Source organism: Dechloromonas denitrificans (genome assembly GCF_020510665.1).
GTDB lineage: Bacteria > Pseudomonadota > Gammaproteobacteria > Burkholderiales > Rhodocyclaceae > Azonexus > Azonexus denitrificans_B.
This window is the reverse complement of record NZ_CP075187.1, coordinates 1,114,631-1,139,434: the sequence shown is the minus strand read 5'-3', so window position 1 is coordinate 1,139,434 and position 24,804 is coordinate 1,114,631. Positions and strand designations below refer to the sequence as shown.

Genomic DNA, 24,804 nt, shown 5'->3' with positions numbered 1-24,804 from the left:
AATTTGCTGATTACTTTTTATCCTTGTCAGCAAACGGATTTTTTGCCGTAACAAATTGAATCCGCAAAGGAGTTCCCTGCAATTTGAAGGCTTCGCGGAAAGTATGTTCGAGGTAACGACGATAACTGTCAGCGATCTGATCCACCGCATTGCCGTGCACCACGATAATCGGCGGATTGGATCCCCCCTGGTGCGCATAGCGCGGCTTGGGACGAAACACACCATGCTTCGGTGGCGCCTGCTTGGCAACGGCATCGGCCAGAACACGGGCCAGGCGCGGCGTCGACATCTTGGTCATGGCGGCGGCAAATGCACTATCAACCGAGCGGAAGACAGATTCCAGGCCGATATTTTCCTTGGCCGATACAAAATGGAATTTGGCAAAGCTGAGGAATTTCAGTTTGCGCTGCAGTGTTTCACGCGTTTGTTCGCGCGTGTAGGCATCGAGGCCATCCCACTTGTTGACCGCGACAACCAAGGCTCGGCCAGACTGCACGATGAAGTCGGCAATGTGCGCGTCCTGATCGGAAACGTCGGCCTGGGCATCGACCATCAAGATGACGACATTGGCATCTTCAATCGATTGCAGGGTTTTAACCACCGAAAATTTCTCGATCGACTCGAAAACCTTGCCGCGCTTGCGCATCCCGGCCGTATCAACCAGCACATACTGTTTGCCGCCACGCTCGAAATCAATTTCGATCGAATCGCGCGTCGTCCCCGGCGCATCAAAAGCGATGACCCGCTCTTCACCCAGCAGCGTATTGATCATTGTTGATTTGCCGACATTCGGACGACCGACGATGGCAACACGAATGGCGGACGATTGCTCTTCATGCTCATCCGGTTCAGGGAAGGCTTCAAGTGCCAGCTCGACCAAACCACGCACACCTTCGCCGTGTGCTGCCGAAATCGCATTCGGCTCACCCAGACCCAGCTCATGAAAATCCGCTTCGACCATGCCGGAATTCATGCCTTCGGCCTTGTTGACCGCGACAAACACCGGACGAGCCAGGCGGCGCAATTTATTGGCAATTTCCTTGTCGTGCGGCGTCAGGCCGGAGCGGCCATCAACAACAAAAATGACCGCATCGGCTTCTGCGATGGCCTGCTCGGTCTGGCGCGCCATTTCATGCAGGATGCCTTCTTTGACCAGCGGCTCGAAGCCCCCGGTATCAACAACCAGATAGGGCTTTGTCCCTAATTTGCCGTGACCGTAATGTCGATCACGCGTCAACCCGGGCATATCGGCAACGATAGCGTCGCGCGATTTGGTCAGGCGATTGAAAAGAGTGGATTTACCGACATTGGGTCGGCCCACGAGAACAATAGTAGGCTTCATTGAGGCTCGATCAGGCTCACGTTGCCGCCACTGGTTTGCACCAGAAAGCCGGAACCGAGCGGTTGTACGGAAGTACGGACAGGTGTGCCATCAGTTTTCTGACGGGCAACGAAACTGCCATCTTCGCGGGAAAGGAAGTGCACGATGCCTTCGGCGTCGGCCACTGCCACATTGCCGCGCCGAACAGCTGGCGCAGATACTCGGCGATTCAGCAATTTATCCTGTTTCCACAGGCTGCTGCCGGAAAGCCGGTCAAGTGCGTGGACCGCGCCACGCTCATCGGTTACGAAAAGATACCGACCATCAAGGGCCAAACCGGCAGCCGACGAAACGTCGCGCGACCAGATCATTGCGCCCCCCTGGCTCATGTCAAAGCAGGCAACTCGCCCTTGAAAGGCCACGGCACAAATCTGGGTGCCATCGATGACCGGCGTTGCCACAATATCGGCCACCCGATCAAGTTCGGTCGCGCCTTTCGGCAAGGCTACGGCGCCTTCCCAGACAGGCGCGCCGTTCTGGATAGCCAGGGCAACCAGTTTCCCACCAGGGAAACCGACAAAAATAAAACGGTCGGCAAAAATCGGGGCACCGGCGCTGCGGACCGACAAAGCCGGGGTGGATCGCTGATAAACCCACTTGCGCCCGCCATCGGCAGCATCCAGCAGGAAGACACGATTATCGCCGCTCTTTACAGCAACGCCCTCGGCACCGACGACGGGTGCGGCCAGAACTTCGCTCGACACCGGAGCACGCCACAACAGTTTCCCATCCTCTGCAGAGAAGGCCAGGACTTCACCCTTGGGCGTTCCAACGACAACCAGACGCTCGTTGGCACCGACACCGGCAGAAACCGGCTGACCTGCATTGATTTTCCAGACTGCCTTGCCGGCAACCAGCTTCTGGATGGCACCATCGCGCCCGGCCACATAAACTGCGTCGCCAACCACCGCTGGGGCAAAAGTGTAATCACCGGCCTTGCCGGCGCTGGCAGACCAGACTGTCCGCACATCCAGGCTGGCCACAATCGGCTTGAGTTCGGCCTTCTTGGGGCCGGCACTCGTGAACGGATTCAGCGAATCAACCGTATCGAAAATTGTCGCACAACCGGACAGCATGAATCCGGCAGCGGCCAGCAAGGACATCAGGCGCGGGGACATCAGGCGGCCTCACCCAGGCTGTCGAGCTTTTGTTGGAGCAACTCACGCGCAGGGCCCGGCTTTTCCTCTGTTTTTCCGAGAGCAGCCTTGTAAGCAGTCCGTGCATCGGACTTTTTGCCCTGAGCCGCAAGGACATCGCCCTTGAGTTCCTGGAAACGTGCGTCAAATGCTGGTGCATGGGCTACATCGAGGTTTTTCAACGCATCATCGTAGGCTTTTTCATCAAGCTGGATTGCGGCCAAACGCAGACGTGCCATGTCTTTCAGTTCATCCTTGGCATTGTCGGCAGCCCAGGACAATTGGGCAATCGCCGTCTTGTTGTCGCCCGCATCGAAAGACTGGCGGGCAGCCTGCAAAGCGCCCAGAGCGGCATAGCTGGTGCGACCGAATTTTTCAGCCAGTTCGCCTGCTGCTGCCTTGACTTTGGCTGTATCACGCACGGCAGCAGCTTGTTCGAGGACCGCATAAACTGCCGATGCTTCAGCCGTCTGTTTGCCCTGATACCAACTCCAGCCCCGCCAGCCGACTGCTGCAATTGCGATGGATGCCACTACGGCAGTGACCAGATTGCCATACATGTTCCACCAGGTTTTCAGGGTTTCAATCTGTTCCTGCTCTTCGAGGTCGTAATGCGCCATGAGCTTATTCCTCTTCGCTATCTTCGTCTGAATCGATCAACTGGCCGATGATGGCTTCTGCCAGATCATCGACCTTGAGTTTTTGCTGCGCAACACCTTCGGCACGCAACGATTTGAGTTGGGCTTCCCCGGTCAACGCTTCATCATCGCCAATAATGACAGCAAAACCGGCACCACTGCCATCGGCCTTTTTCATCTGCGACTTGAAGCTGCCGCCGCCGCAATGCAGCAGCACATCGATGCCCTGATCGCGCAACCCTTCCGCAACACGGAAAGCCAGACGACCGGCCGCCTCGCCCTGGTGCACCAGATAGACATCCGGCGCAGGTGCGGCTGGCTCACCACCGGAATCCTTGATCAAGGCAATCAGGCGTTCGATGCCCATGGCAAAACCGCAGGCTGGCGTCGGTTTGCCGCCCAGTTGCTCGACCAGGCCGTCGTAACGGCCGCCGGCACAGACCGTCCCCTGGGCACCAAGCTTGTCGGTGACCCATTCGAAAACAGTCAGGTTGTAATAATCGAGGCCGCGAACCAGGCGCGGATTCACCGTGAAAGCGATACCGGCATCACGCAGGATGCGCTGGACGCCTTCAAAATGGGCCAACGATTCAGCCCCGAGATAATCGATCAGCTTGGGTGCTGCGGCACAGAGTTCCTGCATGGCCGGATTCTTGGTATCGAGAATGCGCAGCGGATTAGTGTGCAGGCGACGCTTGGCATCTTCGTCGAGCAGTTCGGCATGGCCTTCGAAATAGGTGATCAGTGCCGCACGATGCAGAGCGCGCTCGGCTGGCTGGCCCAGGCTGTTGATCTGCAAAGCAATATCTTCCAGGCCGAGATCGGCCCACAGGCGAGCCCCCATCAGGATCATTTCGGCATCGATATCCGGCCCGGCAATACCGAAGGATTCGACACCCACCTGGTGGAACTGGCGATAACGCCCTTTCTGCGGCCGCTCGTGGCGGAACATCTGACCGATGTAGTAGAGGCGCTGCGTCTGGCGTGCAGCCAGATTGTGTTCGATCACGGCGCGGACACAACCAGCCGTACCTTCCGGACGCAGGGTCAGTGCTTCGCCGTTCAGGCCGTCGATGAAGGAATACATTTCCTTTTCAACGATATCGGTCACTTCGCCAATGGCACGCTTGAAGAGCGGCGTCGGCTCGACGATGGGCATGCGGATCGGGCGATAGCCATAGGCTTTCAGCCACGAACGGATGGTGTCCTCGAACAGCTCCCAAAAGGCGGCTTCGTCGGGCAGGATGTCGTTCATCCCACGCACGGCTTGCAATGTTTGACTCATGACTTCAGTTTCTTGGTGTAGGTGCGCTCGACATAGCGCTCGATGATTTGCTTGAATTCGTTGGCGATATTGTCGCCCTTGAGGGTGACCGTCTTCTCGCCATCTTCGTAAACCGGGGCCGAAGGGGCCTCGCCGGTACCCGGCAGGGAAATGCCGATATTGGCATGCTTCGACTCGCCCGGACCATTGACAATACAGCCCATGACGGCCAGCGTCATGTTTTCGGCACCGTCGTAGTGCAGCTTCCATTCCGGCATCTTGGCGCGCACGAAATCCTGCACCTCGCCGGCCAGTTCCTGGAAGAAGGTCGAGGTCGTCCGGCCGCAACCGGGACAGGCCGCAACCATTGGCGTGAAGGCCCGCAGACCCATGGTCTGCAGGATTTCCTGGGCGACGATGACTTCCTGCGAGCGAGAACCGCCCGGCTCCGGCGTCAGCGAAACGCGAATGGTGTCACCGATGCCTTCCTGCAGCAAAACAGACAATGCCGCGGTCGACGCGACAATCCCCTTGGATCCCATCCCGGCTTCGGTCAAGCCAAGATGCAGGGCGTAATTGGCCCGCAGCGACAATTCGCGGTAAATCGCAATCAGGTCCTGAACGCTGGACACCTTGCAGGAGAGAATGATTTTCTCCCCGGCCATGCCAACTTCCTCAGCCTTGGCTGCTGACTCCAGCGCCGAGGTCACCATCGCATGCCGCATCATCTGCGTTGCATCGAGCGGTTCGGCCTTGCGGCTGTTTTCATCCATGATGCGCGCCAGCAGCTCCTGGTCAAGGCTGCCCCAGTTCACGCCGATGCGCACCGGTTTGTCGTATTTGCAGGCCAACTCGACCATCTGGGCGAATTGCTCATCTTTTTTCTTGCCGAACCCGACATTCCCCGGATTGATCCGGTACTTGGCCAAGGCTTCGGCACAGGCAGGATGCTCGGTCAGCAAACGATGGCCGTTGTAATGGAAATCGCCAATCAACGGCACATTGCAATTCATCCGGTCCAGATGCTCGCGAATACGGGGAACTGCCGCCGCTGCTTCAAGCGTATTCACCGTAATACGCACCAGTTCGGAGCCTGCACGGGCCAACTCGGCACACTGGATGGCGGTAGCCAGATAGTCGGCGGTATCGGTATTGGTCATCGACTGGACGACAACCGGCGCATCGCCGCCTATTTTTACATGGCCAATCGCAGTCGACCGCGTCAAACGCTTGCTCAAAGCGGACATAACTTACTCCAGCACCAGACGGGCCACATCGCCACGGGTATGCGGGACCAGATCAATCAACTCTCCACGCCAGTAGAGCTTGACGCCCGGCGCGTAACCAATCACCAGAGAAAGTGGCCCCTGCCCTGCAACCTGACGCTCGGCACCACTGCCCGGACGCTGGGAAAAAATGATCCGGTCGTCACGATCACGGACCTCGACCCAGGATTCCTTATCAAAAACAAAACGCAACTGCGCCGCACCGGGAACCGGTGCTTTTTGCTCGCTGGCAACCGCAGCCACCGGCGCTGCGGCAGGAGCGGCAGGTGCAGGTGCAGGCGCAGCCACTTCGGCTGGCGCAGGCGGCACCGGCTCAGCTTGCGGATTCATGATTTGCTGCGGCGTCGAACCTGGCGGGAAAACCGGTTCCGGCGCAGATGCTGCAACCGGCGCAGGCGCTTCCTTGCGGGCAAAAGAATCGAGCAAACCCTGCGTACTTTCGCGCAGCGAAGACAAATCATTCGGCAACAGGAAGTAAACCAGCCCAGCCACGGCAACCAGGCCGATTCCAGAGAGAATGACGGCACGGTCACGACGTGAAATCGAGCCACCGGTCTGCGGCATCGAACCCAGACGGCCTTCAGGCACAGCCAGTGTCTTGGCCGGCTTTTCAAGAATGCTGTCGAGTTGCAGCATCAGCGGCCCCGCATCGACCTGAAGCAGCCGTGCGTAATTGCGCACAAAACCACGAATGAAGGTTTGGCCCGGCAAGCCTTGCCAATCACCATTTTCAAGCGCTTCAATCTGTCGCACGCCCAATTTCAGCGTCTGCGCCACATCGGGCAAGGCAAGACCACGGGCCAACCTTGCACTACGCAACTGCTGGCCGACACTGACCGTCGGCGGTGCCTCGACTTCAACATTGAGGACCGGAATTTCTCCCTCGTTAAGCTGCTCACTCATTAAAAATTACCTTTGAGGAATTCCTGATATTCGGGCGATGTCGGGTGACGACTACGCAATTGCGCCGCATAACTACCTTCGGCAACCCGATTGCCGAGCTTGCGCTCAAGGCGGACACCGAGCCACAAGGCTTCGGCGGAGGGTTGCCCCATCATTTTCAAAGAGTCGGTCAGATAAACCCGTGACTCTTCAAGATTTCCGCGCTGATAAAACAGACTGGCCAGCTGGAAACGGGCAGAAACAGCCTCGTCGCGAGCAAAACGCAGTGCTTGCAGCAAATAATTCTGTGCCCCGTCGAGATCACCGGCCTTGAGTGCGCACGTTCCGGCATTCGTATAAGCCCGGTCCGGTGTTTCGTAGAGGGAGCTCTTGAGGGCATTCAGGAAGTAGGCAATCGACTGCCGTTCCTTGCCCGTCTCGCACAGATACCAACCGTAGTTGTTATTGACTTCCGGGTCGTTCGGCGCAATCTCCAGCGCCCGCCTGAAATCGGCTTCGGCGCGGGCATATTCCTTGAGATTGGCATACACCAGGCCACGCACGCTGTAGGCCTGCACGTATCCCGAATCGGCTTCAAGAGCGATGCGCAACTCATCGAGTGCAACCGACATGTTGCCCCCCTGGAAATACATGGAGCCCAGTTCAGTATGGATTTTTGCCCGATTCTTGGGGTCGCTTGAACTTTGATTACGCGGATTGGAAGGCGCGTCAAAATTACTCTGTGCCTGCACCCCGAAGGCACACAAGATCAGCAGGCAGGTTCCGACCGCGTGCCGGGACAAAGAGAACAGTTTCACGCGCTTTCCTCCTTGATTCGAATAACACGTCCGGCCGTCCGCTTGGTCTTGTCCTGAACCTGGCCGGCCAACTGGCCGCATGCGGCGTCGATATCATCACCCCGCGTCTTGCGCGTCGTCGTAATGATGCCAGCCTGCATCAGGATATCGGCAAAGCGGCGCACCCGCTCAGCCGGGGAGCGCTTGAACGGCGACCCCGGAAAGGGGTTGAACGGAATCAGGTTGAACTTGCACGGCACATGCTTGACCAGCGCCAGCAATTCGCGGGCGTGGGCATCGCTGTCGTTGATGCCGTCGAGCATGACGTACTCGAAGGTGATGAAATCGCGCGGCGCTTTTTCCAGATAACGCTGGCAAGCCGCCATCAATTCCTTGAGCGGATATTTCTGGTTGATCGGCACCAGCTCATCGCGCAGCTTGTCATTCGGCGCGTGCAGCGAGACAGCCAGGGCGACCGGACATTCGTCGCGCAGTCGATCCATCACCGGCACCAGACCGGACGTGGAGACCGTGACGCGGCGACGCGACAGACCATAAGCGTTGTCGTCGAGCATCAGCTTCAGAGCGGCAACGGAATTCTCAAAATTGGCCAGCGGCTCGCCCATGCCCATCAGCACGACATTGGAAATGACCCGTTCGTCGCCGTGGACCGCGCCAAGCGCATTGTTGGCCTGCCATACCTGCCCGATGATTTCGGCCACCGTCAGGTTGCGGTTGAAACCTTGCTTGCCGGTTGAACAGAAGGCGCAATCGAGCGCACAACCAGCTTGAGTCGACACGCACAGCGTGCCGCGATCGTCTTCGGGAATGAACACCGTTTCGACGGCATTGTTGTTGCCGACATCGATCAGAAACTTGCGCGTGCCGTCATCCGACAGCTTGTCGGAGACGACGGCAGGCGGCGCCACGACCGCCATCACCTTGAGCTTCTCGCGAAGACTCTTGGCAATATCGGTCATGGCGTCGAAGTCCGCCACCCCGGAACGATGCATCCAGCGCAAAACCTGCTTGGCCCGGAAGGGTTTTTCACCCTGCTCGGCAAACCAGGCAGTCAGGCTTTCGCCATCGAAATCCAGCAGATTGACGGTCATCGATTACTGCTTAGCGGCCAGCGTAAACGTTCAGGCCCGGGAAGAAGAACGCAACTTCAACAGCGGCGGTTTCCGGAGCGTCAGAGCCGTGCACGGCGTTGGCATCGATCGACTCGGCGAAGTCAGCACGGATGGTGCCCGGCGCGGCTTCCTTCGGGTTGGTGGCACCCATCAGTTCGCGATTCTTGGCGATGGCGTTTTCGCCTTCGAGAACCTGAATCATGACCGGACCGGAGGTCATGAACTTGACCAGATCAGCAAAGAACGGGCGAGCCTTGTGCACGGCGTAGAACTGGCCGGCTTCCTGTTCGGACAACCAAACCATCTTGGAAGCAACGATCTTCAGACCGTTGGATTCAAAACGGGAATAAATCTTGCCAATAACGTTCTTGGCAACAGCATCGGGTTTGATGATGGAGAGGGCGAGTTCGATAGCCATTTAATTGCTCCGCAAAAGCTAGTCAGTTGAAAAACCGGTAATTTTAGCAGATAAGCGGCAGAAAAACCCGGCTCACTGACCGGCCGTTTTGCCGGCCTCAAGGCTGCGCAAGGGCTCACGCAAGGAAGCAAAATCACGTGGCGCGACGTACTGCAGCAATTCCTTGCCCTCCGTATCGACCACGACATCCAGACCACGCGTCGGATAGAGCAGATGCACCCGCTTTTCAGAAACAACAAGACGCTCGTCCGGCTGACCAAAACGCTGGACGATCGTTGCTTCGTCCAGATTGATCGTCGGCACCACGCTGATCGCCTTGATGCGCATGCTGCCGGCCGCAGCCAAGTCATCTGGATGAAGCGTGATCTTGCGTGTCGTACTTTCCATGTGCTTGGCCTTCAAGGCGCGTTCGCGCATGGCAGAAACCGCATCGGCCGGCAGGTCGACCGTGACAATCACCTTGGCCATGACAAAACCCAGCGAAACCTGGGCGTAGTAACCTTCGAGCATCCCGATTTCGTTTGGCTCGGCAACAATTGCCACCTCGATTTCGCTACCCAGCTGACGACGAACATCGGCCAGCGTGCTACTCCCTGGCTGCAGGCCGAAAACACGACTCCCGCCCTGACCATCCGTCTCGATTTGCCAGGGCAGATTGCTGTTCGGGTCGACTCCTTCCACCTTGCCGGCGGCCGGCAGGAAAAATGGAACAATCAGCGCAACAAGGACGAAGGCAATCAGCGAGAAGGCAAATTTCATGATCAGTCGATTCGGTTCGGGACGCCGGATTGTGCCACAGCAACCCTCTGCCCTCCGCGCCAATCAGCGGGCAGGCCGTACCACCGGATAGTCCTGCAGGTACTGGGCCGTCACGGCCGCCAGCATCTCCTGGATTCGCTCGCTGCTGCTCGCCACATCCCTGGCGGCCCGACCATCTGCTGAGCGGACGCGCAACTGACTGACCGCTGCATCGAGAAAAACCCACTGGTTTTTGGCCAGAACCAGCGCATCGCGGCTGGCTGACGAACTTTCGGCAGCCGATTCGATGGCGCTCAATCCTGCCGCAAACTCCTTGCGCGTCTGCTCGAGGTCGACCAGCAAGCCTTGCGACTGATCACCCGCCTGAACCTGCATGTAGAGTCGAGCCAAACGCTGGGCCAGCATGTTTTGCCGGGAAGAAAGATCGAGCAAGCGGCCAACCGGTGTTTCCGCCTCGGCCTCGATTTGCATCGCCAGCTTTCCGGCATGAATCGACAACTCTTCAGCCAATTGAGTAGCGCGCTCGGCATTGCTTCTCGACACTTGCCGGACAACAACCTGGCGCAGCTCTTGCCAAGCCGCATCGCAACGCCCGAAAGTTCGCTGAACACCGGGTTTTCTGGCATATCCGTCAAGCCGCCGAAGCTCGGCATCAACCAGAACGATGGCCGAGCCAATCTGGCGCTGGGCCGCAACTTCGCCAACCTTCAATCCAAGCTGCAAATACAGCTTGGCAATCCGCTGCGCCTGCATGCGGAGCGAGCCAGCGCTGGCAATATCGCGCGCAATCGGAGGGGCGTCTGCGGCATGTGACAACGAACTGCCCAATAAAGCCCAGCAGATGCCTGCGATAAGAACACACACAAAACGACCATTCATGACGACACCGCACCGGCAAAGGGCGGCAATTTGACCATGCAAGGATTACATTTTTGTGACACGGCAGGAAATCAGACCCATTCCGTCTGTCGACCGCAAGAGAGCCGACACAAAAAAGCCCCGGCCGCAGCCGGGGCTAAACGAGTCAATCGATGACTAGAGCATGCCCATGGTACGCGGCAACCACAAGGACAAGTCAGGCCAGTAGGTGACCACAACCAGGAAACCAAGCATCGACAACAGCCACGGCCAGACCGCGATGGTCAGCTCGGTAATCCCCATCTTGGTAATCCCGGAAGCCACGTAGAGATTGAGACCAACCGGCGGATGACACATGCCGACCTCCATGTTGACCACCATCAGGATGCCGAAATGCACCGGATGAATGCCAAGCGCCACCGCAACCGGGAAAAGGATGGGCGCGAAGATCAGCACGATCGACGACGGTTCCATGAAATTACCGGCCAGCAGCAGGATCACATTCACTGCGAGCAGGAAGGTGATGACGCCCAGGCCATTGCCCAGCATCCAGTCGGCCAGGGCCTGCGGGATGTTTTCATTGGTCATGATGAAGGAGAACAAGACGGCATTGGTGATGATGTAAAGCAGCATCGCCGACATGTTGGCCGAATTGAGCAGTACCTTCGGCACATCCTTCAGCCCCAGATCCTTGTAGATGAAAACGGCGCAAATAAAGGCGTAGACCGCGGACATTGCTGCCGCTTCGGTCGGCGTGAAGATGCCGGAGTAAATCCCACCCATCACGACGACGATCAGCAACAGCCCCCAGACGGAAGCCCGGAAGGCCTTCCAGCGCTCCCCCCAGGTCGCCTTCGGTTGACGCGGATAGTCGTACTTCTTGGCGCGATACCAGGTCACACCACCAAGCACGCCCGCCAGGGCCAGACCGGGAATCACCCCGGCCATGAACAGGGCGCCGACCGAGGTATTGGTTGCCACCGAGTACATCACCATGACAATGGATGGCGGAATCAGGATGCCGAGCGCCCCCGAGGTGGCAATGACGCCCGCCCCGAACTTGTTCGGAAAACCCGCCTTGACCATTGCCGGCAACAGGATCGAACCAATCGCCACCACCGTCGCCGGGCTGGAACCCGACACCGCAGCGAACAGCGCACAGGCCAGCACGCCAGCCAGACCGAGACCGCCATACCAGTGACCGACCATCGACGTGGCGAAATTGATCATCCGCTTGGCCACCCCGCCATGGGTCAGGAAATTCCCGGCCAGGATGAAGAAGGGAATGGCCATGATCTCAAACTTCTCGATGCCCGTGAACAACTTGAGTGCAACCGACTCAAGCGGCACCTGGGTCATCGTGAACAGGAAGCTGAGCACCGTCAGACCCAGCGAAATCGAGATCGGCATGCCGGTCAGCATGAGCACTGCCAGCAGGGTAAAAATCACAAGGGCGTTCATGATTGGTCGCTCCCTTTTTTGTCATTCTGGTGCTCACCAACCATCGGATGCTTGAGATCGTGCATGTGCAGATTGTCGTCCATGCCGTAAAGATTGACGTTAACCGGTGGTTTTTCATCCTCCAGACCATCGACATGGCCATGATCGTGATGCGGCAGCTCCCCGGTTCTCAGGAAGCTCCAGGTCACCTGCAGGAAGCGGAAACTCATCAGCGACGAGCCCAGCGGAATGGCGCTGTAAACGATCCAGGTCGGCCACTCAAGGTCAGGCGTCGTCGGCCCTTCGTAGTTGTCGCCGGTATCAATCCCGAAGAACTGGAAAATAGCGTAGTGCGCACCGTTTTCCCAGACAAAATTCGCGCCGAGGGTGGCCACGATGCCGGTGAAGGTCGCGCCGGCCAGCAGGCCGAAAACGATGAATTTCCCGCGTATCTTGTCATCGAGTCGATTGATCAGCACATCGACGCCAACGTGGATACCGGTCCGCACGCCATAAGCGGCGCCGAATTTCGCCATCCAGACGAACATGATGATGCACAGTTCCTGCGCCCAGCTGAAATTGAGCGTCAGCAGCCAATCCTGCAAGACAGGAATCTCGACGCCCGCCATATAACGGTGCGCCACCGAGATGAAGATGATGACGGTCGCCGCACCCATCAGCAGCGTGACCAGCAACTCTTCAAGATGATTGAGTGCCCTGTTCAACATAGGTTATTCCCCCATTCGTGACTCGGGGGCCTGCGCCCCCGATTTTGTTGCACTGGCGCTTAGAGACTGTCCGGCTTGAAGCCGGTGTCCTTGTAGACCGCTTGAATGACATCCTTGCCCACGCGGCCTTCCATCTTCTGATGGACCGGCACCAGGGCTTTCTTGAAAGCCAGGCGCTCTTCCTTGGTCGGCACGTAGACCGTCGTCTTGCCGCTCTTCTTGACTGCTTCGAGAGAGCTGTCGTTCTCAACCTTGGCGATCTGGTTGGCATAACGCGTAGCCTGCTCCATGGCATCTTCCAACTGCCCGCGCACATCGGCCGGCAAACCGTCCCAGAACTTCTTGTTCACGATGACGGCGTAACCCAGGTAACCATGCTCGGTCAGCGTCAGATGCTTCTGGACTTCATGCATTTTCTGGGTGTAGAGGTTGGAAATCGGGTTTTCCGTACCGTCGACCACGCCAGTCTGCAAAGCCTGATACACCTCGGAGAAAGCCATCACCTGCGGCAGACCGCCAAGCGCACGCACTTCCTCTTCGAGCACCTTGGAGGACTGAATGCGCAGTTTCTTGCCTTTCAGATCAGCCGGGGTCTTGATCGGCGTGTTCAGCGAGAAGGACTTGAAACCGTTGTCCCAATACCCCAGACCGCGAATACCCTTGGGTTCAAGCTTGGCCAGCAGTTGCTTGCCGACGGCGCCATTGGTCACCTTGCGCAGCGCATCGTAGTCACTGAAGATAAACGGCAAGTCGAAGACTTCGAATTCCTTGACACCCAGCGGGCCAAACTTGGCCAGCGACGGCGCCAGCATCTGGACGGCACCCAGTTGCAACGCCTCCATCTCTTCCTTGTCCTTGTACAAGGTTGAGTTGGCATAAACCTCAACCTTGACCTTGCCCTTGGTCAGTTCGCCAGCCTTCTTGGCAAACATTTCGGCGGCCTTGCCCTTCGGCGTATCGGCAGCCACAACGTGGCTGAACTTGATCACGATCGGCTGCTGGGCATAAGCGGCAATCGAGACCATACCGGCAAACAGCCCGATCATCAGTTTTGAAATTTTCATGTTTTTCTCCTCCAGGGGTTAACTAACGCTGCATTCAGATTTGCAACTGAGTGAAATTATTACTAAATAGATAACCGCCGCGTATTGTGGTTATCCACAACATCCTGCTGCCACGCAAATTTCAGGCATAAAAAAACCGCCGGACCAGCCGGCGGTTTTTCTGACGCTTGAATGTCTTAGTGGTGCTCGACAATCGGGCGCGGACTATGAGGAATCGGCGGGATATCGTTATCATCCAGCACCAGTTCGGGGTAGTCGGCCTCATCCTGCGTTTCACCATTAAGCACGGCATTGAGCTTTTCGGCATCCAGCGCCTTGCACCACTTGGCAACAACCAGCGTGGCTACGCTGTTACCAATGAAGTTGGTCAGCGCACGGGCTTCGGACATGAAACGGTCGATACCCAGAATCAGGGCCAGACCGGCCACTGGCACGGTACCGACGGCAGACAAGGTTGCCGCCAGAACGATGAAGCCACTCCCTGTAACGCCAGCGGCACCTTTTGAGGTGAGCAGCAAAATGACCAGCAAAGTGATCTGATGCTGCAAATCCAGGGGAGTGTTGGTTGCCTGGGCAATGAAGACGGCAGCCATCGTCAGATAGATCGAGGTGCCATCAAGATTGAAGGAGTAGCCGGTCGGTACAACCAGACCGACGACCGATTTTTCAGCGCCGGCATTTTCCATCTTGGCCATCAGACGCGGCAAAGCAGATTCCGAAGAAGAGGTGCCGAGCACCAGGAACAGCTCTTCCTTGATGTACTTGATCAGCTTGATGATCGAGAAGCCATGGAATGCAGCAATACTGCCCAGCACGCCAAAGATAAAGATCACGCAGGTCAGGTAGAAAGCACCCATCAGACTGGCCAGTTGGGTCAGGCTGCCGACACCATGCTTGCCGATGGTATAAGCCATCGCACCAAACGCACCGATCGGGGCCACTTTCATGATCACACCGACAATGCCGAACAGCACATGCGACAGTTTTTCGATCAATTCGAAAACCGGCTTGCCCCGCTCACCAAAGGCATGCATCGAGTAACCGAACAGGATCGAGAAAAACAGGACCTGCAGCATGTCGCCCTTGGCAAAAGCGTCAACCACGCTGGTCGGAATGATGTTCATCAGGAAGTCGGCGGTCGACTGCATCTGGCCCGGCGCAGCGTACTTGGCGATTCCCTTGGTATCGAGTGTCGAAGGATCGACATTCATGCCAACACCCGGCTGCCAGAAATTGACCACGATCAGGCCGATGATCAAGGCGATCGTGCTGACGACCTCAAAGTACAAAACGGCGAGACCACCCGTCTTGCCGACTTTTTTCATGTCTTCCATGCCGGCAATGCCGACCACGATGGTGCAGAAGATGATCGGTGCAATGATCATCTTGATCAGCTTGATGAAGCCATCGCCGAGCGGTTTCATCGCCGCACCGGTTTCGGGGTAGAAATGCCCCAGCGAAACACCAATGATGATCGCGATGATCACCTGAAAATATAGACTTTTATAAACCGCTTTTTTTGCCATGGAACCTAGCCCCTTTGGTGACAACCCTCGAATAACTCACGATTTTGCGGGCGCAAGTATCGTCAGATGCAACTCATTTCACCATTGTGGATATCCGTATTGTGGATACCCACAATAGGCAGCAAGACAAACTGCGTGGTGTACCATCTGCGCCATGAGTTCGACCACTCCGATCATTCCTCCCGGCACCCGGCGCCTGCGCATCCTGCTGGCGCTTCCGAAACTTGGCGTCGTCTTGCTTTTGGCTGCGGTTATCGCGCTGCTTTGGCTGCTCCAGCAAAATGAAATAGACGAGGAACGCACCAGCCTGATCAAGGATGTTCTCTGGCTCGAACAAAACGTCCGCTTTCATCTCAGCGGCACAGAAGAACAAATGCAGGAACTGGCCTCGGAATTAAGTATGGGGCCCGAGTCAAAGAAAACATTCCGGCTGCGTGCCGGACACATACTCAAAAACAACTCAGATGTTTCGCAAATACTGTGGTTCGACAAACGCCGCAATGTCGTCGATGCCATTCCGGCCGCCGGCCCGCCTGATGGGGAAATAGAATCATTCGGCCCACCCGTCACGCAAAAGGCATTCGAACTGGCCGCCCGGCTTGGCAAGCGCATTTACAGTGAACCATTCCTGTTGACCGGCAATACAGCGCACTTTGAAATTGCCGTGCCTATTTTCGTCGACCGCGAATTTGTCGGCGCACTGGTTGCTGTGTACAGCTTCGACACCTTGCTGGCCGATCTCGTGCCTTGGTGGTTTGCCGAAAAATATCAAGTCACCATCATCGATGACAACGATATCCAGTACGCCGCAAAATCGAATATTCAGGGCACGCCGAACATCAGCTACAACCTGCCGTTCGAACCCCCCGGCTACGGCCTGCAATTTCGCGTCACCAGCTACCAGACCGCTGCCAACCCCCTACAACGCCTGCTGGCCGGCGCCATTCTGCTCCTGGCTGGCGGCGTATTCTGGAGTCTCTGGCTGGTCCGCGACCTGATGAAAAAACGCTCGCGAGCCGAGGAAGCCCTCAGAGCCGAACACGCCTTTCGTACCGCCATGGAAAATTCACTGACGGTTGGCATGCGTGCGCGCGACCTGAAAGGCGAAGTCATCTACGTCAACCCGGCCTTCTGCAAGATCACCGGTTTCAGCAGCGAAGAGCTGGTCGGCAAGGTTCCGCCGATGCCCTACTGGGTCCCCGAGCAGATCGATGAAACGTTCGCTGTTCACCAGGCCGTCATGGCCGGCGAAGCCCCGCCCGACGGCTTTGAAATGACTTTCATGCGTAAAAGTGGCGAGCGTTTTCACGCACTGGTCTACGAAGCAAAATTGATTGACGGCAACGGTCTGCACACCGGCTGGATGGCATCCGTACTCGACGTTACCGAGCGCCGGCGGGCCGAAGAACTGGCCCGGCAACAACAAGAACAACTCCAGTTCACTGCCCGCCTGGTCACCATGGGCGAAATGGCGTCGACGCTGGCTCACGAACTGAATCAGCCACTTGCCGCCATTGCCAGCTACAACAGCGGCTGCCTGAATTTGCTCGAACGCCCCAATGTTGCGGCACAAGAAATCCGGCCCGCACTCGAAAAACTGGGCGTCCAGGCGCAACGAGCCGGCAAGATCATCCGCCGGGTCCATGACTTCGTACGCAAGAGCGAACCCAAGCGCGCGCCCTGTGCCGTCGGCGAAGTTATCGAAGACTGCCTCGGTTTTGTCGAGGCGGATGCCCGCAAGTACCACATCCGGATCGACTGCGAGATTCCCCGTCTCCCGCCTATCCCGGCAGACCGCCTGATGCTTGAACAGGTGCTGCTCAACCTGATCCGCAACGCCATGGAAGCCATGAGCGCCACCCCGGAACCATACCGAACCCTGCGCATTGCAACCGAACTCAGCGAAACCGAGCTGAGCGTCAGCGTCAGCGATCACGGCAGCGGCATCAGCCCCGAAATCCGCGACAAGCTATTCACCGCCTTCTTCACAACCAAGCCCGAAGGCATGGGTGTTGGCCTCTCGATCTGTCGCTCGATCATCGAATTTCATCGCGGTCGACTGTGGGCTGAAGACAATATTCAGTCACCCACAGGCACCGGTACGACATTTACGTTCACACTTTCCCTGGAAGCCGCATGAACACGCCCCAAGCCCATCTGGTCGATGACGACGAAGCCATTCTTGACGCGCTCGCCTGGTTACTTAAAACACGGGCCATTCCCTGCACCACCTACTCATCGGCCGAAGCCTTCCTTGCCGCCTGGAGCCCAAGCACGAATGGCTGCGTCGTACTCGACATGCGCATGTCCGGGATGAGCGGCCTCGATTGCTTTGATCAGTTGCGCGAACGCCAATCCACACTCCCTGTCATTTTCCTGACCGGCCACGGCGATGTTCCCCTGGCCGTCGCCACGCTGAAAAAAGGCGCTTTCGATTTCTTCGAAAAACCGCTGAACGACAACGAACTGGCGACGCGCATTGAACAAGCCATGGAGCTCGATGCACGGCAACGCGCAGCCAATGCCACGGTCGACTCGGTCAAAACCCGACTTTCCAGCCTGACAACACGCGAGCGCCAGATCATGGAACTGGTCCTGGCCGGTAAGTTCAACAAGGTCATCGCTGACGAACTGAATATCAGCATGCGCACCGTCGAAGTACATCGCGCCAACCTTTTCGACAAAATGCAGGTCAAGACCGCAGTCGAGCTGGCCAATTTGCTAAAACCCGGACAGTAACGCTTCCCTAAGCCCTTTTTTTTCGCTAGCATCTTGCCAAATTGACCCGCGCCCTCCCGGGCGCAAACCTGATATTCGTCACACCCCATCCCACGAGGCATTTAATGAGCGAGCACATCCATTACGTCACCGACGACACCTTTGAAGCCGAAGTGCTGCAGGCGCAGCAACCGGTTCTGGTCGACTACTGGGCAGAATGGTGCGGTCCGTGCAAGATGATTGCACCCATCCTCGACGAAATCGCCAACGAATACGCCGGCAAACTCAAGGTCACCAAGGTCAACATCGATGACAACCAGGCCACCCCGGCCAAGTTCGGCATCCGTGGCATCCCGACCCTGATGATCTTCAAGAACGGCAATGTCGAAGCAACCAAGGTTGGCGCACTGTCCAAGTCGCAACTTGCCGCATTTATTGACAGCAACCTGTAATCTCCGTAGTCTCCCGGCCTGAAGGTACGTTCTGTACCTTCAGGCAGACGTCTAGAGCCACCGGCCGGCGTCAATCACTCCCCTCTCCAGGAAAATCGCACCCCCTCCGGCCCGGATTCCGTCCGTCCCGCCCAGGTGCCACATATTCGCACACATGCAACTTTCCGAACTAAAGACGCATCACGTCAGCAAACTGCTCGACATGGCCACCGAGGCCGGCATCGAGAATGCCAACCGGATGCGCAAGCAAGAACTGATTTACGCCATCCTCAAGCACGAAGCCAAAAAGGGCGTCACCATCTACGGTGACGGCACCCTTGAAGTGCTCTCCGATGGTTTCGGCTTCCTTCGCTCGCCGGATACGTCATACCTGGCCAACACCGACGACATCTACGTTTCTCCCTCCCAGGTCCGTCGTTTCAACCTGCGGACCGGCGATACCATCGCCGGTGAAATCCGGACACCGAAAGACGGCGAACGCTATGTCGCACTGACCAAGCTTGAATCGATCAATGGTTTCCCGCCGGAAGCCAACAAGAACAAGATCATGTTCGAGAACCTGACGCCGCTGCATCCGACGCGTCATCTCAAGCTCGAACGCGACATCAAGTCCGAAGAAAACATCACCAGCCGCGTCATCGACATGATTGCCCCGATCGGCTGCGGCCAGCGCGGCCTGCTCGTCGCGCCGCCGAAGACCGGCAAGACGGTGATGCTGCAAAACATCGCGCACGCCATCACGGCCAACCATCCGGAAGTCGTGCTGATCGTGCTGCTGATCGATGAGCGCCCGGAAGAAGTGACCGAAATGACCCGCACCGTCAAGGGCGAAGTCGTTGCCTCGACCTTCGACGAACCGGCTTCACGCCACGTTGCAGTGGCCGAAATGGTCATCGAGAAGGCCAAGCGCCTGGTCGAACACAAGAAGGATGTCGTCATCCTGCTCGACTCGATCACCCGCCTTGCCCGCGCTTACAACACCGTCCAGCCGGCTTCCGGCAAGGTGCTGACCGGCGGTGTTGACGCCAATGCCCTGCAAAAGCCGAAGCGCTTTTTCGGTGCCGCGCGCAACATCGAGGAAGGCGGCTCGCTGACCATCCTCGCCACCGCGCTGATCGACACCGGCTCGCGTATGGACGAAGTGATCTACGAAGAATTCAAGGGTACCGGCAACTCGGAAATCCACCTCGACCGTCGCATGGCCGAGAAGCGGATGTACCCGGCGGTCAACGTCAACCGCTCCGGCACCCGCCGCGAAGAGCTGCTGCTCAAGCCGGACGTGCTGCAGAAGATGTGGGTCCTGCGCAAGCTCTGCTACCCGATGGACGATCTGGAAGCCATGGAATTCCTGCTCGACAAGGTCAAATCGACCAAAGGCAACCAGGAGTTTTTCGACGCCATGCGTCGCGGTTAAGCCCAGCAAAAACCATATCCCGATTTATATTGCAAGCGCGTGATTATTAGAGGATAATCACGCGTTTTCCAGGTCGGCCACATCCGCCGGTCGCGTAACGAAAGGACACAAAATGAAAGCCGCCATCCATCCTGAATACAATGATCTGAAGGTTTCCTGCTCCTGTGGCAGCAACTTCACGACCAAGTCGACCATGAAGAAAGACCTTCACGTCGAAGTTTGCTCGCTCTGCCACCCGTTCTACACCGGCAAGCAGAAGATCGTCGACACCGCCGGTCGCGTTGAAAAGTTCAACCAGAAGTTCGGCGCCATGCGCGGCAAGGCTGCTGCCTGATCGCTCTGAACAGGACGCAAAAAGGCAGCCATTCGGCTGCCTTTTTCATTTGTGCAAAAAATGCCTGATCACACCACACACCCGCTCTCACTGATCCGGCGTGGCATCAGCCTACCTCCGGCCGGCTGGGTGCTGGCTGCAATCCTGGCTTTTTATGTCTTGGCGGGCCTGTTTGGCCGCGACCCATGGAAAGGCGAAGACGCCATCCATATCGGCACGGCCTGGCACATGCTGTCCTACAGCGACTGGCTGTCGCCCGACCTGGCCGGTCGCGCTTTCCACGAACCCCCGCTCTATTACTGGAGCGCCGCACTGACCGGCAAGCTGTTCGGCTGGCTGTTGCCGCTGCATGAAGCCATGCGACTGGCCAGCGGCATCTGGGTCGCCCTCGCACTGACCGGCCTGTACTATGCCGGCCGCGAGTTATACGGCCAGGACAGTGCAGCGGCCAGTCCGCTGCTGCTGGCGGGTTGTGCCGGCCTGCTTTTCCATGCTCACGATGCCCAGCCGATGCTGATCGGCCTGGCGGCTTATGCCGGCACACTGGGCGCACTGGCGGCGATTGGCCGCCGTCCGCGACTGACCGGCGTTTTCTACGGCATCGCAATTGCTGGCTGCCTGCTGGGTACCGGTATCGCCCCAACACTCCCCCTGCTTGCCATCGCCCCGCTCGCCTGGTGGCTCTCGCCGGACCGCCCGAAAGCATTGCAGACGCTGCTTGTCGGCCTGGTCATTGCCGGGCTGCTCATATTGCCCTGGCCGGCCCTGTTGCTCTACTTTGAACCGGCCCGTTTTCATGGCTGGCTGGCCACCGAACTGGCTCCGCTGAAAACCCCATTTTCACCAGGCGGGGCCGGTCGCTTCCTCTCCATGCTGCCCTGGTTTGCCTTTCCTGCCCTGCCCCTGGCCGCCTGGACGCTATGGACCCGGCGCAAAGCCATCTCGGCCGCACCGCAATTGCTACCCCTGGTGTTTTTGCTGATCACGTTATTACTGCTCGCCCTGGCTTACCGCCCGCGTGAAATTCCCGCCTTGCTGATGCTGCCGCCACTCGCCCTGCTTGCCACACCGGGTGCGCTCACACTGCGCCGCGGGGCAGCCAATGCATTTGACTGGTTTGCGATGATGACCTTCAGCCTGTTTGTCGGGCTGGTCTGGCTTTGCTGGTCGGCCATGGCACTTGGCTGGCCAGCCAAACTGGCTACTCGCGTCACCATTCTGCGCCCCGGTTTTATCGGCCATCTCGACGGCTTCGCCTTGCTCATCGGCCTGGCTGCAACATTCTGGTGGGCCTGGCTGATCGTCACCGCACCGCGCTCCCCCTATCGCAGCCTGACACACTGGACACTGGGCTTCACGACTTTGTGGCTGCTGGCAACGACGCTGATTCTGCCGTGGTTCGACTACGGCAAAAGCTATCGCCCGGTTGCCCAGGCCATCGCCCGCGCCCTGCCGGATGATCATGGCTGCCTGGCCGAACGCGGCCTGACCGATGCCCAACGCGCTTCGCTCGCCTACTTCGTCGGCATTGAACCCGCATCATTCGATACGCCAGCCGGTAAATCCTGTGACTGGCTGCTTGTCGGAGGAGATACCAAACGCGAACTGGCCGCACCGGGAGGCCACTGGACCAAGGTATGGGAAGGCAGCCGTCCGGGTGACCGCAAGGAAAAATTCCGCTTGTTGCAGCGTTGACCGCAACCGAACACCCAAAAAAAATTCCCGCCGCAGCGGGAATCCTGATTTCAGCGAATGACGATCACTGGCCACCTTGCGGCTTGGCCAGGAAATGCTCGCGGTAATACTTCAACTCATCGATCGACTCGTAAATATCGGCCATCGCCGTATGTTTGCTCTTCTTCTTGAAGCCCTTGTAAATCTCGGGCTGCCAGCGCTTGCACAACTCTTTCAAAGTGCTGACATCAAGATTGCGATAGTGGAAAAAGTCTTCCAGGGTCGGCATGTAGCGCGCCATGAAACGGCGATCCTGGCCGATTGAATTGCCGCACATCGGGGAATTTCCCTTGGAGGAATACTTCTTCAGGAACTCCAGCGCGGCCTGCTCGACCTCGGCCTCATTCATGGTCGACGCCTTGACCTTGTCGATCAACCCGGAACGGCCGTGCGTCTTCTGGTTCCACTCATCCATCGCTGCCAGTCGCTCATCGGACTGATGCACCACCCACGAAGGCGACTCTGCGACCATTTCAAGCTCGGAATTGGTCACCACCATGGCCATTTCGATGATCCGGTCGCCATCCGGATTCAGACCGGTCATTTCCATATCCAGCCAGACGAGGTTGTTTGCATTCCCTGCCATATAATTGCCCGAATTCGTAAAAACCCAGATTTTCTCACAGCTTCGGCCTTCACTCAGTGACATCCCAATTTACCCTCCTGTTTCTTGCCGCCTTCACGCTGACCCTGTCGGCCCGCCTGTGGCTGACCCTGCGTCACATCCGCTTTGTCAGCGCCCACCGCACCAATGTACCGGGTGAGTTTGCCGAACGGATCAGCCTGCCGGCTCATCAAAAAGCAGCCGATTACACCGTCGACCGCAGCAAATTCAGTTTGCAGACCACGCTGGTTGATGCCGCCCTGCTCCTCGCCCTGACCCTGGGTGGCGGACTGGCATGGCTGCACGATTTCTGGACGAGCCGGCTGGATGGCCTGAGCTACGGGCTGGCCATCATTTTCAGCGTCATGCTTGTCTCGGCAATCATCGACCTGCCTTTTTCGCTTTATCGCCAGTTCGTCATCGAAGCCCGCCACGGCTTCAACCGGATGAGCCTCGGCCTGTTCTTCTCCGACCTGCTCAAGCAAAGCCTGATCGGCCTGCTGATCGGCACACCGGTGATCCTGGCCGTACTCTGGTTGATGACGGCCATGGGTAGTGCCTGGTGGTTTTACGTCTGGCTCTTCTGGTCCGCTTTCAATCTGCTGATCATGTTCATCTACCCGACCTGGATCGCGCCGCTGTTCAACAAATTCTCGCCGCTCGAAGATGGCGAGATGAAAACCCGGATCGAAGCCCTGCTGGCCCGTTGCGGCTTTCGCTCGAGCGGCCTGTTCGTGATGGACGGTTCGAAACGTTCAAGCCACGGCAACGCCTACTTCACCGGCTTCGGCAACAACAAGCGGATCGTCTTCTTCGACACCCTGCTGTCGCGCCTCGCACCGACCGAAGTCGAAGCCGTTCTGGCCCATGAACTGGGCCACTTTCGCAAACGCCACATCCTCCAGCGCATCGTACTGATGTTTGCCGTCTCGCTCGGCTTCCTCTGGCTGCTCGGACAACTGATCGACGCCGCCTGGTTCTACAACGGTCTCGGCGTACCGGCCCAAAATACGGCGCTGGCCCTGGTCCTGTTCTTCCTCGTCATCCCGGCCTTCACCTTTCCGCTGGCACCGCTCGGCAGCTACCTGTCGCGCCGCAACGAATTCGAAGCCGATGCCTACGCCGCCGAACACGCCAGTGCCGGCGACCTGGTCCGGGCACTGGTCAAACTGTACGAAGACAATGCCTCGACACTGACGCCCGACCCGCTGCACTCGCTGCTCTACGACTCGCACCCACCAGCCGCCCAGCGTATCGCCCACCTGCAAGGACACACAGCATGATGGAAGGTCGCGTCATTGCCGCCCACGGTCGTCAATATGTTGTCGAACTCCCCGATGGCACGCGCCTGCCTTGCGTGCCGCGCGGCAAGAAAAGTGAAGTCGTCTGCGGCGACCGGCTCGATATCGAGCGCACCTCCGACAATCAAGGCGTCATCGAAGGCATCCAGCCTCGCTCCAGCCTGCTGTACCGCTCGAACGAGCACAAACAGAAGCTGATCGCCGCCAATGTCGATCAACTGGTGGTGGTGGTGGCGACCGAACCGGCGTTTTCCGACGAGTTGCTGACGCGGGCGCTTCTGGCCGCCGAGAGCGAAGAAATTCGCCCGCTCATCGTTCTCAACAAATGCGATCTGAGCGACAAGCTCCCGGCCGCTCGTGAGCGCCTGAAAATATTTGCCGAGATCGGCTACCCCATTCTCGAACTCTCGGCCCTGGCACACGCCGAAGACCTCCGCCCATCGCTGCACGGCGTCACCAGCGTGCTGGTTGGCCAGTCCGGCATGGGCAAATCGACACTGGTCAACGCACTGGTCCCGGAAGCCAACGCCGCAACCCGTGAAATTTCACTGGCGCTGGATTCCGGCAAACACACGACAACGCACGCCACGCTTTACCACCTCGACAGCGAAAGCCACCTGATCGACTCCCCCGGCCTGCAGGAATTCGGCCTGGGCCACCTGGATCGCCAGGACATCGAATATGCCTTCCGCGAATTTCGGCCCTTCCTCGGCCAGTGCCGCTTCCGCGACTGCCAGCACAACCGCGAACCCGATTGCGCCCTGACTGCCGCGGTCAACGCCGGAAAAATCAACGAAAGGCGCTTTGCGGTTTATCACCGGCTGATGGGAACACTACGTCCAAGCTGAAAATTTCCGGCAAATCATCGGCGCAGAGATAAAGCAACTTCGATCAGTAGCAATATTGGCAGTTCAAGGTGATAATTCTGACAAAGTCG

24 protein-coding genes are annotated in these 24,804 nt (G+C 58.0%); 8 read left to right on the top strand and 16 right to left on the bottom strand.

All coding sequences use genetic code 11. The features are described from left to right. Positions 1-10 precede the first annotated feature (10 nt). From der to KI614_RS05230, 15 genes are all read right to left on the bottom strand, one after another. Entirely contained in the window at positions 11-1,342 is a 1,332-nt protein-coding gene (gene der / locus KI614_RS05300; RefSeq protein WP_226408367.1) for a ribosome biogenesis GTPase Der, read from the bottom strand. Beyond that, entirely contained in the window at positions 1,339-2,499 is a 1,161-nt protein-coding gene (gene bamB, locus KI614_RS05295; protein ID WP_226408366.1) for an outer membrane protein assembly factor BamB, read from the bottom strand. The genes der and bamB overlap by 4 nt, the downstream gene beginning before the upstream one ends. Beyond that, positions 2,499-3,137 carry a YfgM family protein gene (locus KI614_RS05290; protein WP_226408365.1) on the bottom strand — a complete coding sequence of 213 codons (639 nt, stop codon included), beginning with the start codon at positions 3,135-3,137 and terminating at the stop codon, positions 2,499-2,501. The genes bamB and KI614_RS05290 overlap by 1 nt, the downstream gene beginning before the upstream one ends. 4 nt (positions 3,138-3,141) lie before the next feature. Next, entirely contained in the window at positions 3,142-4,440 is a 1,299-nt protein-coding gene (gene hisS, locus KI614_RS05285) for a histidine--tRNA ligase (protein ID WP_226408364.1), read from the bottom strand. After that, entirely contained in the window at positions 4,437-5,666 is a 1,230-nt protein-coding gene (gene ispG, locus KI614_RS05280; RefSeq protein WP_226408363.1) for a flavodoxin-dependent (E)-4-hydroxy-3-methylbut-2-enyl-diphosphate synthase, read from the bottom strand. Before ispG ends, hisS begins: the two co-directional genes overlap by 4 nt. Before the next feature lie 3 nt (positions 5,667-5,669). Next, on the bottom strand, positions 5,670-6,608 hold the full coding sequence (locus KI614_RS05275; protein WP_226408362.1) for a helix-turn-helix domain-containing protein: 939 nt from the start codon (positions 6,606-6,608) through the stop codon (positions 5,670-5,672). Then, positions 6,608-7,405: a type IV pilus biogenesis/stability protein PilW gene (gene pilW, locus KI614_RS05270; RefSeq protein ID WP_226408361.1), complete on the bottom strand. Its 798-nt coding sequence runs from the start codon at positions 7,403-7,405 to the stop codon at positions 6,608-6,610. Before pilW ends, KI614_RS05275 begins: the two co-directional genes overlap by 1 nt. Further along, positions 7,402-8,496: a 23S rRNA (adenine(2503)-C(2))-methyltransferase RlmN gene (gene rlmN / locus KI614_RS05265; RefSeq protein WP_226408360.1), complete on the bottom strand. Its 1,095-nt coding sequence runs from the start codon at positions 8,494-8,496 to the stop codon at positions 7,402-7,404. The genes pilW and rlmN overlap by 4 nt, the downstream gene beginning before the upstream one ends. Positions 8,497-8,506: 10 nt before the next feature. Beyond that, the gene (ndk, locus tag KI614_RS05260; protein ID WP_226408359.1) at positions 8,507-8,935 is read right to left on the bottom strand and encodes a nucleoside-diphosphate kinase; all 429 of its coding nucleotides are present in this window, start codon (positions 8,933-8,935) and stop codon (positions 8,507-8,509) included. Positions 8,936-9,007: 72 nt separating this feature from the next. Continuing rightward, positions 9,008-9,694 (bottom strand): hypothetical protein, encoded by a 687-nt coding sequence (locus tag KI614_RS05255; RefSeq protein ID WP_226408358.1) that lies wholly within the window; start codon positions 9,692-9,694, stop codon positions 9,008-9,010. A 63-nt stretch (positions 9,695-9,757) separates the two neighbouring features. Continuing rightward, a complete protein-coding gene (locus tag KI614_RS05250; protein ID WP_226408357.1) occupies positions 9,758-10,510 on the bottom strand; it encodes a type IV pili methyl-accepting chemotaxis transducer N-terminal domain-containing protein in 753 nt (250 codons plus the stop codon). A 219-nt stretch (positions 10,511-10,729) separates the two neighbouring features. Beyond that, positions 10,730-12,013 carry a TRAP transporter large permease gene (locus KI614_RS05245; RefSeq protein ID WP_226408356.1) on the bottom strand — a complete coding sequence of 428 codons (1,284 nt, stop codon included), beginning with the start codon at positions 12,011-12,013 and terminating at the stop codon, positions 10,730-10,732. Continuing rightward, positions 12,010-12,720 carry a TRAP transporter small permease gene (locus tag KI614_RS05240; RefSeq protein ID WP_413464176.1) on the bottom strand — a complete coding sequence of 237 codons (711 nt, stop codon included), beginning with the start codon at positions 12,718-12,720 and terminating at the stop codon, positions 12,010-12,012. The genes KI614_RS05245 and KI614_RS05240 overlap by 4 nt, the downstream gene beginning before the upstream one ends. A gap of 59 nt (positions 12,721-12,779) precedes the next feature. Next, entirely contained in the window at positions 12,780-13,784 is a 1,005-nt protein-coding gene (locus tag KI614_RS05235) for a TRAP transporter substrate-binding protein (RefSeq protein ID WP_226408355.1), read from the bottom strand. Positions 13,785-13,960: 176 nt separating this feature from the next. Beyond that, positions 13,961-15,310 (bottom strand): dicarboxylate/amino acid:cation symporter, encoded by a 1,350-nt coding sequence (locus KI614_RS05230; RefSeq protein WP_226408354.1) that lies wholly within the window; start codon positions 15,308-15,310, stop codon positions 13,961-13,963. Between the two features lie 154 nt (positions 15,311-15,464). On the opposite strand from KI614_RS05230, the gene KI614_RS05225 reads away from it, so the two are divergent. The 6 genes from KI614_RS05225 (at position 15,465) to KI614_RS05200 (ending at position 21,923) form a co-directional block, all read left to right on the top strand. After that, positions 15,465-17,450: a PAS domain-containing sensor histidine kinase gene (locus tag KI614_RS05225; RefSeq protein ID WP_226408353.1), complete on the top strand. Its 1,986-nt coding sequence runs from the start codon at positions 15,465-15,467 to the stop codon at positions 17,448-17,450. Beyond that, positions 17,447-18,049 carry a response regulator transcription factor gene (locus KI614_RS05220; protein WP_226408352.1) on the top strand — a complete coding sequence of 201 codons (603 nt, stop codon included), beginning with the start codon at positions 17,447-17,449 and terminating at the stop codon, positions 18,047-18,049. Before KI614_RS05225 ends, KI614_RS05220 begins: the two co-directional genes overlap by 4 nt. Positions 18,050-18,153: 104 nt before the next feature. After that, entirely contained in the window at positions 18,154-18,480 is a 327-nt protein-coding gene (gene trxA, locus KI614_RS05215) for a thioredoxin TrxA (protein ID WP_203469050.1), read from the top strand. Between the two features lie 154 nt (positions 18,481-18,634). Continuing rightward, positions 18,635-19,894 carry a transcription termination factor Rho gene (gene rho / locus KI614_RS05210; RefSeq protein WP_203469049.1) on the top strand — a complete coding sequence of 420 codons (1,260 nt, stop codon included), beginning with the start codon at positions 18,635-18,637 and terminating at the stop codon, positions 19,892-19,894. A gap of 112 nt (positions 19,895-20,006) precedes the next feature. Continuing rightward, the gene (gene rpmE / locus KI614_RS05205) at positions 20,007-20,228 is read left to right on the top strand and encodes a 50S ribosomal protein L31 (protein WP_203469048.1); all 222 of its coding nucleotides are present in this window, start codon (positions 20,007-20,009) and stop codon (positions 20,226-20,228) included. 60 nt (positions 20,229-20,288) lie between these two features. Further along, positions 20,289-21,923, top strand: coding sequence for an ArnT family glycosyltransferase (locus tag KI614_RS05200; protein WP_226408351.1), 1,635 nt, complete (start codon positions 20,289-20,291; stop codon positions 21,921-21,923). A gap of 64 nt (positions 21,924-21,987) precedes the next feature. Here KI614_RS05200 and orn read toward each other — a convergent pair whose 3' ends face one another. Further along, a complete protein-coding gene (gene orn, locus KI614_RS05195) occupies positions 21,988-22,548 on the bottom strand; it encodes an oligoribonuclease (RefSeq protein WP_203469046.1) in 561 nt (186 codons plus the stop codon). A gap of 56 nt (positions 22,549-22,604) precedes the next feature. Here orn and KI614_RS05190 point away from each other — a divergent pair, with 56 nt between their 5' ends. Together KI614_RS05190 and rsgA are read left to right on the top strand one after the other, a co-directional pair. Further along, positions 22,605-23,849 (top strand): M48 family metallopeptidase, encoded by a 1,245-nt coding sequence (locus tag KI614_RS05190; RefSeq protein WP_226408350.1) that lies wholly within the window; start codon positions 22,605-22,607, stop codon positions 23,847-23,849. After that, positions 23,846-24,715 (top strand): ribosome small subunit-dependent GTPase A, encoded by an 870-nt coding sequence (rsgA, locus tag KI614_RS05185; RefSeq protein WP_226408349.1) that lies wholly within the window; start codon positions 23,846-23,848, stop codon positions 24,713-24,715. Before KI614_RS05190 ends, rsgA begins: the two co-directional genes overlap by 4 nt. Positions 24,716-24,804: the final 89 nt, after the last annotated feature.

What these genes read in the sequence shown, in the direction of transcription:
- der (WP_226408367.1), bottom strand. Translation starts at nt 1,342, where the DNA reads ATGAAGCCTACTATTGTTCTCGTGGGCCGACCCAATGTCGGTAAATCC.
- bamB (WP_226408366.1), bottom strand. Translation starts at nt 2,499, where the DNA reads ATGTCCCCGCGCCTGATGTCCTTGCTGGCCGCTGCCGGATTCATGCTG.
- KI614_RS05290 (WP_226408365.1), bottom strand. Translation starts at nt 3,137, where the DNA reads ATGGCGCATTACGACCTCGAAGAGCAGGAACAGATTGAAACCCTGAAA.
- hisS (WP_226408364.1), bottom strand. Translation starts at nt 4,440, where the DNA reads ATGAGTCAAACATTGCAAGCCGTGCGTGGGATGAACGACATCCTGCCC.
- ispG (WP_226408363.1), bottom strand. Translation starts at nt 5,666, where the DNA reads ATGTCCGCTTTGAGCAAGCGTTTGACGCGGTCGACTGCGATTGGCCAT.
- KI614_RS05275 (WP_226408362.1), bottom strand. Translation starts at nt 6,608, where the DNA reads ATGAGTGAGCAGCTTAACGAGGGAGAAATTCCGGTCCTCAATGTTGAA.
- rlmN (WP_226408360.1), bottom strand. Translation starts at nt 8,496, where the DNA reads ATGACCGTCAATCTGCTGGATTTCGATGGCGAAAGCCTGACTGCCTGG.
- ndk (WP_226408359.1), bottom strand. Translation starts at nt 8,935, where the DNA reads ATGGCTATCGAACTCGCCCTCTCCATCATCAAACCCGATGCTGTTGCC.
- KI614_RS05255 (WP_226408358.1), bottom strand. Translation starts at nt 9,694, where the DNA reads ATGAAATTTGCCTTCTCGCTGATTGCCTTCGTCCTTGTTGCGCTGATT.
- KI614_RS05245 (WP_226408356.1), bottom strand. Translation starts at nt 12,013, where the DNA reads ATGAACGCCCTTGTGATTTTTACCCTGCTGGCAGTGCTCATGCTGACC.
- KI614_RS05240 (WP_413464176.1), bottom strand. Translation starts at nt 12,720, where the DNA reads ATGTTGAACAGGGCACTCAATCATCTTGAAGAGTTGCTGGTCACGCTG.
- KI614_RS05235 (WP_226408355.1), bottom strand. Translation starts at nt 13,784, where the DNA reads ATGAAAATTTCAAAACTGATGATCGGGCTGTTTGCCGGTATGGTCTCG.
- KI614_RS05230 (WP_226408354.1), bottom strand. Translation starts at nt 15,310, where the DNA reads ATGGCAAAAAAAGCGGTTTATAAAAGTCTATATTTTCAGGTGATCATC.
- KI614_RS05225 (WP_226408353.1), top strand. Translation starts at nt 15,465, where the DNA reads ATGAGTTCGACCACTCCGATCATTCCTCCCGGCACCCGGCGCCTGCGC.
- KI614_RS05220 (WP_226408352.1), top strand. Translation starts at nt 17,447, where the DNA reads ATGAACACGCCCCAAGCCCATCTGGTCGATGACGACGAAGCCATTCTT.
- trxA (WP_203469050.1), top strand. Translation starts at nt 18,154, where the DNA reads ATGAGCGAGCACATCCATTACGTCACCGACGACACCTTTGAAGCCGAA.
- rho (WP_203469049.1), top strand. Translation starts at nt 18,635, where the DNA reads ATGCAACTTTCCGAACTAAAGACGCATCACGTCAGCAAACTGCTCGAC.
- rpmE (WP_203469048.1), top strand. Translation starts at nt 20,007, where the DNA reads ATGAAAGCCGCCATCCATCCTGAATACAATGATCTGAAGGTTTCCTGC.
- KI614_RS05200 (WP_226408351.1), top strand. Translation starts at nt 20,289, where the DNA reads ATGCCTGATCACACCACACACCCGCTCTCACTGATCCGGCGTGGCATC.
- orn (WP_203469046.1), bottom strand. Translation starts at nt 22,548, where the DNA reads ATGGCAGGGAATGCAAACAACCTCGTCTGGCTGGATATGGAAATGACC.
- rsgA (WP_226408349.1), top strand. Translation starts at nt 23,846, where the DNA reads ATGATGGAAGGTCGCGTCATTGCCGCCCACGGTCGTCAATATGTTGTC.